14 protein-coding genes and 1 pseudogene are annotated in these 16,284 nt (G+C 74.6%); 10 read left to right on the top strand and 5 right to left on the bottom strand.

The window, feature by feature from the left end; all coding sequences use genetic code 11:
• From D476_RS0107150 to truA, 3 genes are all read left to right on the top strand, one after another.
• The coding region (locus D476_RS0107150; protein ID WP_017623265.1) for a DNA-directed RNA polymerase subunit alpha at positions 1 to 724 on the top strand (724 nt) is incomplete at its 5' end.
• A 66-nt stretch (positions 725 to 790) separates the two neighbouring features.
• The gene (gene rplQ, locus D476_RS0107155; protein WP_026123316.1) at positions 791 to 1,306 is read left to right on the top strand and encodes a 50S ribosomal protein L17; all 516 of its coding nucleotides are present in this window, start codon (positions 791 to 793) and stop codon (positions 1,304 to 1,306) included.
• 91 nt (positions 1,307 to 1,397) lie between these two features.
• Complete coding sequence (truA, locus tag D476_RS0107160; RefSeq protein ID WP_017623267.1) at positions 1,398 to 2,216, top strand: tRNA pseudouridine(38-40) synthase TruA; 819 nt, start codon at positions 1,398 to 1,400, stop codon at positions 2,214 to 2,216.
• A 47-nt stretch (positions 2,217 to 2,263) separates the two neighbouring features.
• Here truA and D476_RS0107165 read toward each other — a convergent pair whose 3' ends face one another.
• The gene (locus D476_RS0107165) at positions 2,264 to 3,160 is read right to left on the bottom strand and encodes a hypothetical protein (protein ID WP_239648620.1); all 897 of its coding nucleotides are present in this window, start codon (positions 3,158 to 3,160) and stop codon (positions 2,264 to 2,266) included.
• 1,284 nt (positions 3,161 to 4,444) lie between these two features.
• Here D476_RS0107165 and rplM point away from each other — a divergent pair.
• From rplM to glmM, 3 genes are all read left to right on the top strand, one after another.
• Positions 4,445 to 4,894 (top strand): 50S ribosomal protein L13, encoded by a 450-nt coding sequence (rplM, locus tag D476_RS0107170; RefSeq protein WP_026123317.1) that lies wholly within the window; start codon positions 4,445 to 4,447, stop codon positions 4,892 to 4,894.
• Between the two features lie 37 nt (positions 4,895 to 4,931).
• Positions 4,932 to 5,441 (top strand): 30S ribosomal protein S9, encoded by a 510-nt coding sequence (gene rpsI / locus D476_RS0107175; RefSeq protein ID WP_017623270.1) that lies wholly within the window; start codon positions 4,932 to 4,934, stop codon positions 5,439 to 5,441.
• A 163-nt stretch (positions 5,442 to 5,604) separates the two neighbouring features.
• The gene (gene glmM, locus D476_RS0107180) at positions 5,605 to 6,945 is read left to right on the top strand and encodes a phosphoglucosamine mutase (protein WP_026123318.1); all 1,341 of its coding nucleotides are present in this window, start codon (positions 5,605 to 5,607) and stop codon (positions 6,943 to 6,945) included.
• Between the two features lie 74 nt (positions 6,946 to 7,019).
• Here the strand turns inward: glmM and D476_RS0107185 are convergent, their stop codons facing one another.
• Both D476_RS0107185 and glmS read right to left on the bottom strand, forming a co-directional pair.
• On the bottom strand, positions 7,020 to 8,540 hold the full coding sequence (locus tag D476_RS0107185; protein ID WP_026123319.1) for a M1 family metallopeptidase: 1,521 nt from the start codon (positions 8,538 to 8,540) through the stop codon (positions 7,020 to 7,022).
• Positions 8,541 to 8,692: 152 nt separating this feature from the next.
• Positions 8,693 to 10,546 (bottom strand): glutamine--fructose-6-phosphate transaminase (isomerizing), encoded by a 1,854-nt coding sequence (gene glmS / locus D476_RS0107190; protein ID WP_083939430.1) that lies wholly within the window; start codon positions 10,544 to 10,546, stop codon positions 8,693 to 8,695.
• 299 nt (positions 10,547 to 10,845) lie between these two features.
• On the opposite strand from glmS, the gene coaA reads away from it, so the two are divergent.
• The 3 genes from coaA (at position 10,846) to D476_RS0107205 (ending at position 13,450) form a co-directional block, all read left to right on the top strand.
• Positions 10,846 to 11,751 carry a type I pantothenate kinase gene (gene coaA, locus D476_RS0107195; RefSeq protein WP_017623274.1) on the top strand — a complete coding sequence of 302 codons (906 nt, stop codon included), beginning with the start codon at positions 10,846 to 10,848 and terminating at the stop codon, positions 11,749 to 11,751.
• Between the two features lie 114 nt (positions 11,752 to 11,865).
• Entirely contained in the window at positions 11,866 to 12,273 is a 408-nt protein-coding gene (locus D476_RS0107200; RefSeq protein ID WP_017623275.1) for a hypothetical protein, read from the top strand.
• A gap of 10 nt (positions 12,274 to 12,283) precedes the next feature.
• A complete protein-coding gene (locus D476_RS0107205; RefSeq protein ID WP_017623276.1) occupies positions 12,284 to 13,450 on the top strand; it encodes a glutathionylspermidine synthase family protein in 1,167 nt (388 codons plus the stop codon).
• On the opposite strand, the gene D476_RS0107210 is transcribed toward D476_RS0107205, so the two are convergent.
• Positions 13,418 to 13,969 carry a DUF4913 domain-containing protein gene (locus tag D476_RS0107210; protein ID WP_017623277.1) on the bottom strand — a complete coding sequence of 184 codons (552 nt, stop codon included), beginning with the start codon at positions 13,967 to 13,969 and terminating at the stop codon, positions 13,418 to 13,420. The genes D476_RS0107205 and D476_RS0107210 overlap by 33 nt on opposite strands.
• Before the next feature lie 182 nt (positions 13,970 to 14,151).
• On the opposite strand from D476_RS0107210, the pseudogene D476_RS32380 reads away from it, so the two are divergent.
• Positions 14,152 to 15,611, top strand: a pseudogene (locus D476_RS32380) (NAD(P)H-hydrate dehydratase).
• 36 nt (positions 15,612 to 15,647) lie between these two features.
• Here the strand turns inward: D476_RS32380 and D476_RS0107220 are convergent.
• Positions 15,648 to 16,193 (bottom strand): NUDIX domain-containing protein, encoded by a 546-nt coding sequence (locus D476_RS0107220; protein ID WP_017623280.1) that lies wholly within the window; start codon positions 16,191 to 16,193, stop codon positions 15,648 to 15,650.
• Positions 16,194 to 16,284 lie beyond the last annotated feature (91 nt).

Consider the following 16,284-nt stretch of genomic DNA (forward strand, 5'->3'; position numbering starts at 1 on the left):
GCAGGGGCCCGGTGTGGTGACCGCCGCGGACATCGCGCCGCCGGCGGGGGTCGAGGTGCACAACCCCGACCTGCACATCGCCACGCTGAACAGCAAGGGCAAGCTGGAGATGGAGCTGACGGTCGAGCGCGGCCGCGGGTACGTCTCGGCGACCCAGAACAAGCAGCCCGGCCAGGAGATCGGCCGTATCCCGATCGACTCCATCTACTCGCCGGTGCTGCGGGTCACCTACAAGGTCGAGGCCACCCGCGTCGAGCAGCGCACCGACTTCGACCGGCTCATCCTGGACGTCGAGACCAAGCCGAGCATCCGGCCCCGCGACGCCGTGGCCAGCGCCGGCAAGACGCTGGTGGAGCTGTTCGGGCTGGCGCGCGAGCTCAACGTCGACGCCGAGGGCATCGACATGGGCCCCTCGCCCACGGACGCCGCCCTGGCCGCCGACCTGGCGCTGCCGATCGAGGACCTCAACCTCACGGTGCGTTCCTACAACTGCCTCAAGCGCGAGGGCATCCACACGGTGGGCGAGCTCGTCGCCCGCTCCGAGCAGGACCTTCTGGATATAAGGAACTTCGGTGCCAAGTCCATCGAGGAGGTCAAGCAGAAGCTCGTGGACATGGGCCTCTCGCTGAAGGACTCCCCGCCCGGGTTCGACCCGAGCAGCGCGGCCGACTCCTACGGTTCCGACGACGACGACCAGTCCTACGTCGAGACCGAGCAGTACTAGAAGACGTCGCCCCGAGGACCGCGGCCGTTCTGCGGCCGCGGCCCGCACCACTAGGAGAAGTACACGATGCCCACGCCGACGAAGGGGCCTCGCCTGGGTTCCGGCCCGGCCCATGAGCGGCTCATGCTGGCGAACCTGGCGACCTCGCTGTTCCAGCACGGCCGCATCAAGACCACCGAGGCCAAGGCCAAGCGCCTGCGCCCCTACGCGGAGAAGCTCATCACCCTGGGCAAGCGCGGCGACCTGCACGCGCGCCGCCAGGTGCTGCGCACCATCCGCGACAAGGCGGTCGTGCACGAGCTGTTCACCGAGATCGGCCCGCGCTACGAGAACCGCGAGGGCGGCTACACCCGCATCACCAAGATCGGGCCGCGCAAGGGCGACAACGCCCCCATGGCCGTGATCGAGCTGGTGGAGGCCCTCAACCGCCCGGCCGTCAAGAAGGCCAAGGCCGAGGAGGCCGCGGCCGCCGAGGCCGCGCCCGCCGAGGAGAAGGCGGAGGACAAGGCCGAGGACCAGGCCGCCGAAGCGGCCCCCGAGGCCGCGGCGGAGACCGCCGAGGACAAGAAGGACGAGGAGTAAGGGGACGCCCCTTGCCCGCTCGACCGCCGGTGCCCGGCCCCCGCAGGGGGCCGGGCACCGTTGTTTCGCCGCACACCAGGAAGGTCCCACGATGATCCGCCTGCGCCTCGACCTCGCCTACGACGGTTCGGGCTTCTCCGGCTGGGCCGAGCAGCCCGACCGCCGCACCGTGCAGGGGGTGCTCCAGGAGGCGCTGGCCAAGGTGCTGCGCCTGCCGCGGGAGCGGGCGCAGCTGACGGTGGCCGGGCGCACCGACGCCGGTGTGCACGCCGGGGGGCAGGTCGCCCACCTGGACGTGCCGGAGGAGGTGTGGGAGGCCGAGGGCGAGCGGGCGGTGCGCCGCCTGGCCGGGGTGCTCCCGCCGGACGTGCGGGTGCGGTCGGTGGCCCCGGCGCCGGAGGGCTTCGACGCCCGCTTCTCCGCCCTGCACCGGCGCTATGTGTACCGGGTGAGCGACGCGCCGTGGGGGGTGGAGCCGCTGTGGCGGCACCACGTGCTGTGGCACAAGCGGCCCCTGGACGCCGACCGGATGAACCTGGCCGCCGCGCAGCTGACCGGCGAGCACGACTTCGCCGCCTACTGCCGCAGGCGGGAGGGGGCGACCACGGTCCGCGAGCTGCTGCGCATGGAGTGGGTGCGCGAGGAGGAGCACCTGCTGGCCGGGACGGTGCAGGCCGACGCGTTCTGCCACAACATGGTGCGGGCCCTGGTGGGGGCGATGCTGGCGGTCGGGGACGGCCGCCGGGACCCGGACTGGCCCGCCGGGGTGCTGCGGGCGGGCGTGCGCGACTCGGCCGTCCACGTGGTGGCCCCGCACGGGCTGAGCCTGGAGGAGGTGGCCTACCCCGCCGGTGAGCTGCTGGCCGCCCGCGCGCGGGCGACCCGGCGGGTGCGCACCCTGGAGCGCTGATGAGCGGCCGCCGCCCCGGGTCCGGTGCAGGGGCGGCGGCCGCGGGCTCAACCCACCTGGTCGGCGAGGGAGCCCAGGGTGGACTCGACGAACCCGGGGGCGGCGTCCTCCAGGTCCGAGCCGTCTCCGGGCGGTGTGCCGTCGGCGTTGGCCGCGTACGAGAACAGCAGGTAGGGGCCCCACTGCCCGCCGGAGCCGATGCCCGGGGCGGTGTCCATCCCCTCGGCGCCGCTGCCGTCGGTGCCCTTCAGCCCGGCGAACCAGTCACCGGCCTGGAGGTCCTGGGCCTCCAGCGCGGCCCCGGCGTCGTCCGGTGAGCCCATCGCGGCGACCCCGGCGGTGACGGCGGTCTCCCCGCCGTCGGAGACGTAGGTCGCACGGATGACCTGGCGGCACCCGGCCTCGTCGAGGGCGGCGCCGTAGCCGCCGCGCCCGACGGTGGCGCAGTCGTCGGTGTCGTCGACCAGCGCCAGCGTGTACTCCTGCCCGCCGATCTCCAGGGTCTCGGGGAACAGGTCCCCCGACTCCAATTGCTGCGGGTCGGACGGCGCCTCGGCCGCCTGGGCGCCGCCGCCGTCCCCGCCGTCCCCGCCGCCGTCGGTGGAACCGCTTCCGGCCAGCATGAACGCGGCCGTGCCCGCGACGCCGAGCAGGGCGAGGAATCCCACTCCGGCCAGGACCTTGGCGGCCGTCCCGCCGCGCATCCCGGCGCCGCGGCGGCCGCGGCCGCGCGGACCCGGGTCCAGGTCCTCCATCTCGGACAGGTCGATCTCGGCGGTGGTGCCGCCCGGGTTCGGGGACTCGTCGCGGAACATCGGGCGCCCGCCGAACTCCTCGGAGGACGCGGGGGCGCCGGGGGCCGCCGCTCCGTCGGCGGGGACGGCGCCGATGGTCTGTGTGGCCTCCTCGTCCACGACGAGGGGTTCGTCATCGGCCGCGGGCATCTGCCCCGGACCGACCACGCGCCCCTGGAGCGGGGAGGCGGCGTCCTGCGGAGGCCGCGGAGGGCCGTCCGGTCCGGGAGGGTTCGGGCCGGGGGCGTTCGGAGGCGGGGGAGGCCCAGGCCGCGGCCCCGGGGCCCCGCCGGGAGGCGGTCCCTGCGGTGCGCCGGGCGGCGGACCCGGACGTCCGCCCGGAGGCGGGGGCGGGCCCTGCGGCCGTCGGCCCTGCGGCCCCGGCGCCCCCGGAGGCGGGGGCGGGCCCTGGGGGCCGTGGGGCGGCGGTCCCTGCGGTGCACCCTGCGGCGCCGCGGGTGGTGGGCCCTGTGGCGCGCCGGGCGGCGGACCCGGCCGCGCCCCCTGCGGGGGCCGGGGCCCCTGAGGCGCCTGCGGACCGCTGTTCGGCGCGCCCGGAGGCGGGCCGGGGCGCCGGGCGCCGGGCGGCGGCAGCGGGCGCTGCCCGCCGGTGGGGCCGCCGGGACCCGGGGCGCCTGGGACACCCGGAGCACCCGGGGCGCCGGGCGCGCCCGGGGGGAGCGCCCGCGGTGGTCGCGGAGGCGGTCCCTGCGCGGGGCCTTGCGCGCCGCCGGGCGGCGGGGGCGGCGGAGGGGGCGGCCCCTGGGGGCGCGCCCCCTGCTGCGGGCCGGGAGGGTTCGGCTCCTGGTTCATGTCGGGCTCCTGTCGCCCGGGCGCGCCGTCTCCGGGGCCGGGGCGGCCGTCGCTGGGCTCGTTCGGATGCGGTGAGATGGGACTCCTCCGTGGGCGTCCGGGAAAGGGAAGGCCGCGGGCCCGACGGGGTGAGCGCGCGGCCCGGGGGCGGGCGGAGTCGGCACGGGCGGCGAACGGCGGTGCCGGGCGCGTCGCCGGTGCGTTCGGCGCGCGGGAACGGTAGGCTCACCGCCGACTTTAGCGCCCGTCCCGCGCCGGTGCTTCCGCGCCCCGTGTGTGCGGGGCACGGCCTTCGCGCGCGCGGGGCGGACGAAGCACTCGCGCGGCGGGGCATAATGAGAGAAGGAGTAGTCACGGTAGGCGGGCCGCCGGACGGGGTCCGGCGCAGCCGCAGGCCGTTTTGACCTGCGGTGTCGTATGCCGATAGGATACTCCGTCGTTGTGCGTTGAGTTGCCGTGGGTTCCCGCGAGTCGTCGCCGGGCGCCGATCACGCATCATCGTCCGCGCACTCAACACCGGAACGCCTGGGTCCCGCCCGAGGCGGCCGGCCCAGGAATAAGTCCCCGGCCCTTCGCGCAGGAGGGTACGGACCACGCCGACAGAGACGAAGGCTTACGATCGTGCGCACATACAGCCCCAAGCCCAGCGATGTCCAGCGTCAGTGGCACGTCATCGACGCAAGCGATGTCGTGCTCGGCCGGCTGGCCAGCCACGTCGCAACGCTGCTCCGAGGCAAGCACAAGACCTACTACGCGCCGCACCTCGACACGGGCGACTTCGTGATCGTCGTGAACGCCGACAAGGTGGCGCTGACGGGTCGCAAGCGCGAGCAGAAGCGCGCGTACCGGCACTCCGGCTACCCGGGCGGTCTGCGCAGCGTGAGCTATGCCGAGCTTCTCGAGAAGCGCCCCGACCGCGCCGTGGAGAAGGCCGTGAAGGGCATGCTCCCCAAGGGCTCTCTCGGCCGCCAGATGGCCAAGAAGCTGAAGGTCTACGCCGGGCCGGAGCACCCGCACCAGGCACAGCAGCCGGTGCCTTTCGAGATCAGCAAGATCGAGCAGCCCGCCTAGGCGTTCGCGAGAGCCAACAGGAAGTACGAGGAGAACCGTGGTCGAGCCCACCGGCATCGAAGACGTCACCCAGGAATTCGACGGGAGCGAGGAGTTCCCCGCCGAGTACACCACCGAGTCGCCCGAGGCGCCCGACGCGGCCTACGTCCCCACGGCTTCCGGCCCGGGCGCCGGCACCGGCCGCCGCAAGCAGGCCGTGGCGCGCGTGCGCATCACCCCCGGGGCCGGGGAGTGGAAGATCAACGGCAAGCCGCTCGAGGTCTACTTCCCCGACAAGGTGCACCAGCAGGAGATCAAGGAGCCGCTGGTCAGCCTCGGGTTCGAGGGCGCCTACGACGTGTTCGCCCGCCTGGACGGCGGCGGCACCAGCGGCCAGGCCGGCGCCCTGCGCCACGGGCTGGCCCGCGCCCTGGCCGGGCTGGACCCGGAGAACAACCGCCCGTCGCTGAAGAAGTCCGGCTTCCTGACCCGCGACGCCCGCGAGGTGGAGCGCAAGAAGGCCGGTCTGAAGAAGGCCCGCAAGGCTCCGCAGTTCTCCAAGCGCTGACGCGCTGCCGAGGACACCGGCGCCCCTCGCGCCGCAGGCTGTGGCCCGCCGGTCCCCCGTACCACCGGGGTGGCCAGTGCGGGCCACAGCTGTTTCCCGGCTCCTGTCGGCGGCATCCCCTCTCCCTGACCCTTTTCCGCTTCGATTGAAGGGGCTATTCGCTGTGGCTCGCTTGTTCGGTACCGACGGGGTTCGGGGGGTCGCCGGGCGCGATCTCACCGCCGCCCTCGCACTGGATCTGTCCGCCGCCGCCGCGCGCGTCCTGGGGCGCGGGGCCGGTCCCGACCGCCGCCCCACCGCGGTGGTCGGGCGCGACCCCCGCGCCTCCGGCGAGTTCTTGGAGGCGGCCGTGGTGGCCGGCCTGGCCGGGGCCGGCGTGGACGTGGTCCGGCTGGGGGTGCTGCCCACCCCGGCGGTCGCCCACCTGACCGGCGAGCTCGGCGCCGACTTCGGCGTGATGCTCTCGGCGAGCCACAACCCGGCCCCGGACAACGGGATCAAGTTCTTCGGCCGGGGCGGGCAGAAGCTGCCCGACGCGGTGGAGGACGAGATCGAGGCGGCCCTGGCCGAGCCCGCCGAGGGGGCCGTCGGCGAGGGCGTGGGCCGGGTGAGCGAGGCCGGAGACGGCGCCGAGCGCTACATCGCGCACGTGCTCTCCGCGCTCCCGACCCGCCTGGAGGGCCTCAAGGTCGTGGTCGACTGCGCCAACGGCGCGGCCACCGCGGTGGCGCCGGAGGCGCTGCGCCGGGCCGGGGCCGAGGTCGTCACCATCGGCGACCGGCCGGACGGGCTGAACATCAACGCCGGGTGCGGCTCCACCCACCTGGAGGCGCTGCGCGCCGCGGTGGTCGAGCACGGCGCCGACGCCGGGCTGGCGCACGACGGCGACGCCGACCGCTGCCTGGCGGTGGCCGGGGACGGTTCGGTCGTCGACGGCGACCAGATCATGGCGATCCTGGCGCTGGAGCTGCAGGAGGCCGGGCGCCTGGCCTCCTCCACCCTGGTGGTCACGGTGATGAGCAACCTGGGCCTGAAGCAGGCCATGGCCCAGGCCGGGATCGCGGTGGTGGAGACGCCGGTCGGCGACCGGTACGTGCTGGAGGCCATGCGCGAGGGCTCCTACTCGCTGGGCGGCGAGCAGTCCGGACACGTGGTGCTGCTGGACCACGCGACCACCGGCGACGGCCTGCTGACCGGGATGCTGCTGCTGGGGGCGGTGAGCCGCCGCGGGCTGGCCCTGGGCGAGCTGGCCAAGGCGATGGTGCGGCTGCCGCAGGTGCTGGTGAACGTGCGCGGGGTGGACAAGGGCCGGGCCGCCGACGACGAGGGGGTGGCCGCGGCGGTCGCCCGCGCCGAGGCCGAGCTCGGCGGCGAGGGCCGGGTGCTGCTGCGCCCCAGCGGCACCGAGCCGATGGTGCGCGTCATGGTGGAGGCCCCGTCCCAGGACCGGGCGGCCGAGGTGGCCGAGGCCCTGGCGGGGACCGTGCGCGAGCGCCTGGGCTGACCCGGAGCGGAACAGCGGAACGGGGCGCCCCTCGCAGGGGGCGCCCCGTTCCGTCGTTGTTCCCGGGGGACCGGCTAGTGGTCGCCGTGCCCGCCGTGCTGTCCGTCGTGGAACAGCTCGCGGTTGCGCTGGATGGTGTCCCAGGACTCCGGCTTCGCGGGCGCCGATTCGGCGGCCGCGGCGGTGCGCAGGGTGCCCGGCGCGGACTCGGGCCGCTCAGGGGTGAACAGCCAGGTGTCGAACACGGGGTCGAGATCCTTGCCGGAGATCTTCTCCGACAGGTCGATGAAGTCCTGGACGGTGGCGTTGCCGTGCGCGTGCTCCTGCTGCCAGGCGTACAGGATCCGGTAGAAGGTCCGCTGGCCCACCTCGGCGCGCAGGGCGTGCACCGCGAGAGCGCCGCGGTCGTAGACGGCGGGGTGGAAGACGTTCTCGGAGCCGGGGTCGCCCGGGGTGACCGTCCAGAAGCCGCTGTCGGCCGGATAGGCGTCGTAGGTGTACTCGGCGAGCTCCTGCGCGGTGCCCTCGCCCTCGTGCTCCGACCACATCCACTCGGCGTAGCTGGCGAAGCCCTCGTTCAGCCAGATGTCCTGCCAGGTGTCGACCGACACGTGGTCGCCCCACCACTGGTGGGCCAGCTCGTGCGCGACGACGTAGGTGTTGGAGCCGCGGGAGAAGAACACGTGGCTGTACACCGGCCGGGTCTGGGTCTCCAGCGCGTACCCGAGGTCCGCCTCGGGCCCCGCCACCACGCCGCCCAGGGCGTTGTAGGGGTAGGGGCCGAAGGTCCTCTCCTGGAATTCCAGGATCTCCCCACCGCGCTCGATGCTGGCCCGCGCCGGACCGGCGAGCCGTCCGAGGTCGGGGGCGTAGGCGTTGTACACCGGCAGGCCCGAGGCGGTCGTATCCTCGTGCACCTCGTACCGGCCGACCGCCAGTGTGGCGAGGTACGTGGCGGCGGGCTGGTCCTGCCGCCAGAGGTAGATGTCCTTGCCGCCGCGGGTCTGGCGCCCGGTGAGCTCGCCGTTGCTGATCGCCTCGTAGCCTTCGGGGACCTGCACGCGCACGTCGAAGGTGGCCTTGTCACGGGGGTGGTCGTTGGCGGGGAACCACCACCAGGAGGCCTCCGGCTCGCCGAGCGCGATCGCGCCGTCCGAGGTGCGGTGCCAGGCGCTGGGCACGTCCTGCCAGCTCGCCTCGGAAGGACGGTCCTCGTACTTGACGACGACCGTCATCTGCCGGTCCTCGGCCACCGGACGGGAGGGGGCCACGGTCAGCTTGTGGCCCTCGGAGGAGAAGTCGGCGGGGCGGCCGTTGACCCGGACCGAGTCGACGTCCAGCAGGAAGTCGAGGGTGAAGGAGTCCAGCTCCTCGGTGGTGCGGGTGACCAGGGTCGCCGTCCCCTTGAGGAGGTCGGTGTCCGGCGCGTAGTCCAGGCGCAGGTCGTAGTGGCCGACGTCGTAGCCGGTGTTGCCGTAGGAGGGGAAGTACGGGTCGCCGATCCCGCCGGCGGGGTCGGCGGAGGCGGCGGTCGTCGCCGGGACCAGGGCGGTCAGGACGGCGGCCGCCATGGCGGCGCCTCTTCGCACTCGCATGGGCGTCCTGTTCGTCTCGGGGTCGGGGATGCGCGCGCGGCTCTCCCGCACACGCATCCCCAATTACCCCTGTGCGCCCGGGGCCAACCGGCCCCTTGGGGCCCATGGCCCCATCCGGCCGCGCCGCGCGGCCGCACCCGCGCCAGGCGCCCCTACTCGACGGTGACGCTCTTGGCCAGGTTGCGGGGCTGGTCCACGTCGTTGCCCTTGGCCAGCGCCAGCTCGCAGGCGAACACCTGCAGCGGCACCGTGGAGACGATCGGCTGCAGGAGCGTGGGCACCGCCGGGATCTCCACCAGCTCGTCGGCGAACGGGCGCACCGCCTCGTCGCCCTCCTCGGCGATCACCACGGTGCGGGCGCCGCGCGCCCGGATCTCCTGGATGTTGCTGACGATCTTGTCGTGCAGCACGCCCCGGCCCTCGCGGGAGGGCACCACCACGACCACCGGCAGGCCGTCCTCGATCAGCGCGATCGGGCCGTGCTTGAGCTCGCCGGCGGCGAACGCCTCGGCGTGCATGTAGGCGAGCTCCTTGAGCTTGAGCGCGCCCTCCATGGCCACCGGGTAGCCCACGTGGCGGCCGAGGAACAGCACCGTGTCGGCGTCGGCCAGGGAGCGGGCGAGCGCGCGCACCGGGTCGACCGTGTCCAGCACCTTCTCCACCTGCTCGGGCATGTGCGCGAGCTGGCCGATGACGGTGTTGATCTCGTCGCCGAACTTGTGCCCGCGCACCTGCGCCAGGTACAGGCCCACCAGGTAGCAGGCGGCCAGCTGGGTGAGGAAGGTCTTGGTGGCGGCCACCCCGACCTCCGGACCGGCGTGGGTGTAGAGCACCGCGTCGGACTCGCGGGGGATGGTGGAGCCGTTGACGTTGCAGATGGCCAGCACCCGGGCGCCCTGCTCGCGGGCGTAGCGCACCGCCATCAGGGTGTCCATGCTCTCCCCGGACTGGGAGATGGCGATCACCAGGGTCTGCCGGTCCAGGATCGGGTCGCGGTAGCGGAACTCGCTGGCGACCTCCACCTCGCAGGGGATGCGGCACCAGTGCTCGACCGCGTACTTGGCGATCATCCCCGCGTGGTAGGAGGTGCCGCACGCGATGATCACGATCTTGGAGATCTCGCGCAGGTCGGAGGGGGTGAGCCGCATCTCGTCCAGGGTGAGGGTGCCGTCGGCGGCGACCCGGCCCAGCAGGGTGTCGGCGAGCGCCCGGGGCTGCTCGACGATCTCCTTGAGCATGAAGTACTCGTAGCCGCCCTTCTCGGCGGCCGAGGCGTCCCAGTCCACGTGGTACTCGCGCACCTCGGCGGGGCGGCCGTCGTAGTCGGTGACGCGCACCGAGTCCGCGCGCAGCTCCACCACCTGGTCCTGGCCCAGCTCGATCGCGTCGCGGGTGTGCGCGATGAACGCGGCCACGTCGCTGGCCAGGAAGTTCTCGCCGTCGCCGCGCCCGACCACCAGGGGGGAGTTGCGGCGCGCGGCCACGACCAGGCCGGGGTCGCCGGCCTCCATGGCGACCAGGGTGAACGCGCCCTCCAGACGGCGGCACACGGTGCGCATCGCGGCGGCCAGGTCGCCGTCGCCGCGGTCCTTGAGCTCCTCGCCGAGCAGGTGTGCGGCCACCTCGGTGTCGGTCTCGGAGGTGAACTTGCAGCCGCGCTCCTCCAGCTCCACGCGCAGGGCGGCGAAGTTCTCGATGATCCCGTTGTGGATGACCGCGACCCGCCGGTCGCCGTCCACGTGCGGGTGGGCGTTGACGTCGGTCGGCGCCCCGTGGGTGGCCCAGCGGGTGTGCCCGATGCCGATGCCGTCCGCCTCCGGGGGCGCCGCCTCCAGGGCGGCGCGCAGGTTGGCGAGCTTTCCGGCCCGCTTCTCGGTCTGCAGGCGGCCGCCGCTGAGCACGGCGATGCCCGCGGAGTCGTATCCGCGGTACTCCAGCCTGGCGAGGCCGTCCACCACGACCTGTAGCGCCGGTTGCGGCCCGACGTAGCCAACGATTCCGCACATGGCCGCCAGAGTAGTTCAGCCGGGGGCGTATTTCGCCCCGTCGTGGACTGGACCACTGGCCGTTTTCGCAGGTAGCGGTATAGACCAGTTGGCACCCGGCGGCGAGGAGGCGCAGGTGGGGGCACCCGGGCGGGCGCCGAGTGGGCGCCGCGCCCCGCGTGGCGAAGCACTCAAAAAAGACACGGCCGGATCCGGCGCGCCGCCCCGGGGCCCGCCCCGGTCGGCCGGGGCCGGGCAGGGCTCATCTAAAGTGGGCAGACGTGTCACAAGCGACGAAGAACGGCTTCTCGACGCCGTACGTGGAGCTGGACCGCGGCGGATGGGCGGCCCTGCGCGACGCCACCCCGCTGGCCCTGACCGAAGCCGAGCTGGAGGTGCTGCGCGGCACCTCCGACCCGACGTCGCTGGACGAGGTCAGGGACATCTACCTCCCCCTCTCCCGGCTGCTCAACCTGTACGTCAAGGCCACCCGGCAGCGCCACGGGGCGGTGCGGGCGTTCCTCGGCGAGGACGACCGTCCGGTGCCCTTCGTGATCGGCGTGGCCGGGAGCGTCGCGGTGGGCAAGTCCACCGCGGCCCGGCTGCTGCGCGCCCTGCTCGCCCAGTGGCCCGACCACCCCGACGTGGAGCTGGTCAGCACCGACAACTTCCTCTACCCCAACCGCGTCCTGCAGGAGCGCGGGATCATGAACCGCAAGGGGTTCCCGGAGAGCTACGACCGGCGGGCCCTGGTGCGCTTCGTGCAGGAGATGAAGGCCGGGGCGCCCGCCAAGGACATCCCCGTCTACTCGCACCTGCACTACGACATCGTCCCCGGCGCGGCGCAGACCGTGCACCGGCCCGACATCCTCGTGGTGGAGGGCATCAACGTGCTCCAGCCCCCGCTGGCCGGGCACCTGGCGGTCTCGGACTTCTTCGACTTCTCCATCTATGTCGACGCCAAGCCCGAGCACATCCGCACCTGGTACCTGGACCGGTTCCTGGAGCTGCGGCGCACCGCCTTCTCCGACCCCCGCTCCTACTTCCACTCCATGGCCACCACGGTCGGCGAGGAGCGCGCCAAGGAGTTCGCGATGAACACCTGGCGCAGCATCAACGAGGTCAACCTGGTGGAGAACATCCAGCCCACCCGGGCGCGGGCCACCCTCGTCCTGCACAAGGGGCCCGACCACCGGGTGCGGCGGGTCCGCCTGCGCAAGACCTGAACCCCGCCCGGTTCGGGCCCATCGGCCGTTTCCGGACACGCCCGGTGCGGAACGGGGCCGCCGCGCGCCGCGTCCCACCGGGGTGGGACGCGAGCGGAAAGGGGCCCACGGAGCATGATCCCCCAGGACGAGCAGGACCGAGGGAGCTTCCGGACGACGGGGCGCAAGAGCTCGGCGACGGTGTTCGTCAGCGCGCTGAGCGCGCTGTCGCTGGCCGTGGCCGGGTGCGGCAGCCCCGACACGGTGACCGCCCGGTGCGTGGACAAGGACCGCCGGCCGGACGGGTCGTACCGGGTCGTGAACGAGGACCGGTGCGACGACGACTCCTCCTCATCGTCGAGCAGCAGCGGCGGCAGCGGCGCCCGGACCGGCGGCTACTTCTTCTACTACGGCGGGAACGCCGACAGCGGGCGGGTCAGCGGCGGGAGCACCACCCGGCCCTCCGACGCGCGCGTGGTCACCGAGAGCGGCCGGGTCATCCAGCGGGGCGGCATGGGCGGCCGCGGCGGCAGCGGCGGCTGAGGAGGAGCGCGTGAAGAGGAGCAGCGGCAACCCGGTGCGGCCGGGCTGGCCGGACATCGTCGAGGAGCAGGGGCTCGGGTTCCACGTATCGGTGCACCCCGAGCACCTCACCCGGCCCTACTGGGACGAGTCGGTGCACTACGAGTTCGCGATGGAGGAGGTCCTCGCGCTCGAGCGGACCGTCGAGGAGCTGCACCGCATGTGCCTGGAGGCGGTGGAGTTCGTCGTCGCCGGGAAGCGCCACGCCGACTTCGGCATCCCCGACTGGGCGGCGCCGTTCATCCGGGACTCCTGGCGGCGCGGCGACCCCTGCCTGTACGGGCGCTTCGACCTCGTCTACGACGGGAGCGGGCCCGCCAAGCTGCTGGAGTACAACGCCGACACCCCCACCGCCCTGGTGGAGGCCGCCGTCGTGCAGTGGCACTGGATGCAGGACGTCCACCCCGGCCAGGACCAGTGGAACTCGGTGCACGAGCGGCTGGTGGAGCGCTGGGCCGAGATCGCGCCGCGCCTTCCGGGGGAGCGGGTGCACTTCGCCTGGACCAGCGAGGACGAGACCGGCGAGGAGGCGCTCACCACCGCCTACCTGGAGGAGACGGCGCGCGCCGCCGGGGTCGCCACCCGCGACACCGCACTGGAGGACGTCGGCTGGCACCAGGGGGAGCAGGCCTTCGTCGACCTGGACGCCCAGCGCATCCGGGCGGCGTTCAAGCTGTACCCGTGGGAGTGGCTGATCCACGACCGGTTCGGGCCGCTGGTGCTGCAGAACCTCGACACCACCGCCTGGGTGGAGCCGGTGTGGAAGATGGTGCTGTCCAACAAGGCCCTGCTGGCGGTGCTGTGGGAGATGTACCCGGGGCACCCCAACCTGCTGCCCGCGCGGCTGGGCGACCCCGGCGGCATGGACGCCTACGTCGCCAAGCCGCTGCTGGGGCGGGAGGGCGCGAGCACGGCCATCACCGTCCCCGGCGGTGAGCTGGAGCGCAGGCCCGGCGAGTACGGGGCCGAGGGGTATGTGTTCCAGGAGTTCGCGCCGCTTCCCGCCTTCGACGGGCAGCACCCGGTGCTGGGGGCGTGGGTGGTCGGCGACGGGGCGGCGGGCCTGGGCATCCGGGAGACCGAGAACCTCATCACCGACGACACCTCATCCTTCGTCCCGCACCTGATCCGGCTGTAGGGCCGCCGCCCGCGGCGCGGGCCGCCGCCGCTCCACGTGTCCGGCCCCGCCCAGGCAGCCGGAGAACGGCCCGTCGTCGGCGAGCAGCCGGGCCAGCAGCGGGTCCAGGTGCTCGGCGTGCCAGCGGGCCGGACCGGCCGGCCCCGCGGAGGCGGTGTCGGCCAGCTCGGTGTAGGCCAGGCGCAGCGCGTGCAGGCGGCCGACCGCCTCGTGGTGCTCCCACCAGGCGGGGCACCAGGCGGCGGCGTCGCCGACGTAGACCGGGACCAGGAAGCCGTCCACCCACCGGACGAGGGCGGCCAGCTCGGCCTTGTAGGCCTCCCGGGACATGTTGAAGATGAACGGCGCCGGCGCCTCGCCGGGCTCCGGCTCCTCCTCGGGGCGGGCCGCGGCGACGTCGGCGAGCTGCGTCTGCAGGCGGATGACGTCCGCGCCGAGCTTGTGCATGGCGTTCTGCAGGTGGGTGACGCGTTCGGCGAGCGCGTCGCCGGTCGCGGTGCGTTCATCGGTCGAGGTCATACGGGTGTGTCCTGTGCCGTCCCGTGGTACTCGGTTTCGCGGGCTTCAGGCAAGTAAATCAGCCGTGTCCGGTGTCCGGTGACACGCCCTCGGCGGGGTCGGGCGGCCCCGCGCGGGGCATGCTCCTGGGGGCCGTCGAGGACACACGGGCCGGACGGACGGACGGTGGAACGGAGGAACGGATGCGCAGGGCGCACACGGTGGAGGTCGTGCGGGCGGCGGAGGAGGCGCTGATGGCGCGCCTGCCCGACGGGGCGCTGATGGCGCGGGCGGCGGCCGCGCTGGCCGCGGTGTGCGCGCGCACCCTCGCCCGCGTGTACGGCGCGCGGGTGGTGCTCCTGGTCGGCGGCGGCGACAACGGCGGGGACGCGCTGTACGCCGGGGCGCACCTCGCCCGCCGCGGGGCCCGGGTCCGCGCGCTGCTCGCCGGGTCGACGGCCCACGAGGGGGGCCTGGCCGCGCTGCGCGCGGCCGGGGGGCGGGCCTGGCGCCCCGACGAGGCGCCGGAGCGGACGGAGGGCGAGATCGGCGGCGCCGACCTCGTCGTCGACGGCCTGGTGGGCATCGGCGGGCGCGGCGGCCTGCGCCCGCCGCACGCCCGGCTGGNGCGGCGCGGCGGGCGGCCGCGCCGGTGGTGGCGGTCGACCTGCCCAGCGGTGTGGACGCCGACACGGGGCGGGTGGAGGGGGAGGCCGTGCGCGCCGACGCCACGGTCTGCTTCGGCACCGGCAAGCCGGGCCTGTTCGTCGACCCGGGTGCCGGGTACGCGGGGCGGGTGGTCGCGGCCGACATCGGACTGGGGCCGGACCTTCCCGCGCCGGAGCTGGAGGCCTTCGACGACGCGGACGTCGCCGCCCTGCTGCCCGCGCCCGGCCGCGACGACGACAAGTACCGGCGCGGCGTGCTGGGGGTGGCCGCGGGGTCGGACGCCTACCCGGGGGCGGCGGTGCTGTGCACCGGCGGGGCGCTGCGCACCGGCACGGGGATGGTGCGCTACCTGGGGGCCGAGTCCGTGGCCGCGCGGGTGCTGGACCGCTGGCCGGAGGCGGTGGTCGGCCGGGCGGACCCGGGGGCGCGGGTCGCGGCGTGGGTGATCGGCCCCGGGCGCGGGACGGACGCCCCCGCGGCGGAGGAGCTGCGGGGCGTGTTCGCCTCGCAGGTCCCGGTGCTGGCGGACGCCGACGCCCTCACCCTGATCGCCCGGGAGGAGGCCGACCCGTCGGGCCGGGGGGCGCCGACCCTGCTCACCCCGCACGCGGGGGAGCTGGCACGGCTGCTGGGGGCGGACCGGCAGGAGGTGGAGGCGCGCCGGTTGGAGCACGTGCGGCGGGCGGCGGAGCGGTTCGGGTGCACGGTGCTGCTGAAGGGGGCGGCGACCCTGGTGGCGACCCCGGGCCGCCCGGTGGCGGCGGCCACCGCGGGCACGCCGCTGCTGGCGACGGCCGGGAGCGGCGACGTGCTGGCGGGCATCGCGGGATCGCTGCTGGCCGCGGGGGCGGCGGCCCATGAGGCGGCGGTCTGCGCGGCCCACCTCCACGGCCGCGCGGCGACCGCGGCGCGTCAGGGCGCCCCGATCTCGGCCACCGACCTGTGGGAGGGCATCCCGAAGGCGGTGGCGGGGCTGGGCGGGGGAAGCCGGTAGGCGCGGCGACACGGGCGGGGGGCGGCTCCGCCCGTGTCAGCCCGACCGCCCCGCGCCGTCCGCCAAGCCCAGGGCGCGGGCGGCCGCGAGGCCCTTCTGCACGATGTCCGCGATGAAGTACTCGCCCGGGTCGCGGTCGTCGTGCAGGAGATGCACCTGCTCCTCCTCCACCCACATGAACCCGGTGTGCTTGCCCTCCTCCAGCCGGGGCGCCGACAGGTCGCCGTCGACGCGGACGAGGTAGTCCACCTCGTGCCGCTCCACACCGTCGTCCGGGGTCCACACCAGGCGGTACAGCTCCGCCTCGACCGAGCGCAGCCTCCACCCCGTCTCCTCGGCGATCTCGCGGGCCAGCGCACGCGGCGCCGACTCGCCCGGCTCCACGTGCCCGCCCACCACGTCCCAGCAGTTCGGGAACGCCTTCCGGTCGGGGGAGCGGCGCTGGGCGAACGCCCTCCCGCGCCCGTCCACCACCACGGCGCCGACCACCCACCGGTGCCCGTCCCCGGTGTCCGGGAAGACGATCCCCTCCCGCACCCGCACGCCGCCCGACCCTGTACCGTCCGTGTCCGTGCCGTCCATGACCGCGACCGTACCCGGCGCCCGAGCCTTCCGGCGGCCGCAGGGGCCGCGATAGCGTAGGCGCCCCTGACGCGTAGGCGACCCCCGAGCC

Source organism: Nocardiopsis chromatogenes YIM 90109, assembly GCF_000341185.1.
Classification (GTDB): Bacteria; Actinomycetota; Actinomycetes; order Streptosporangiales; family Streptosporangiaceae; genus Nocardiopsis_A; species Nocardiopsis_A chromatogenes.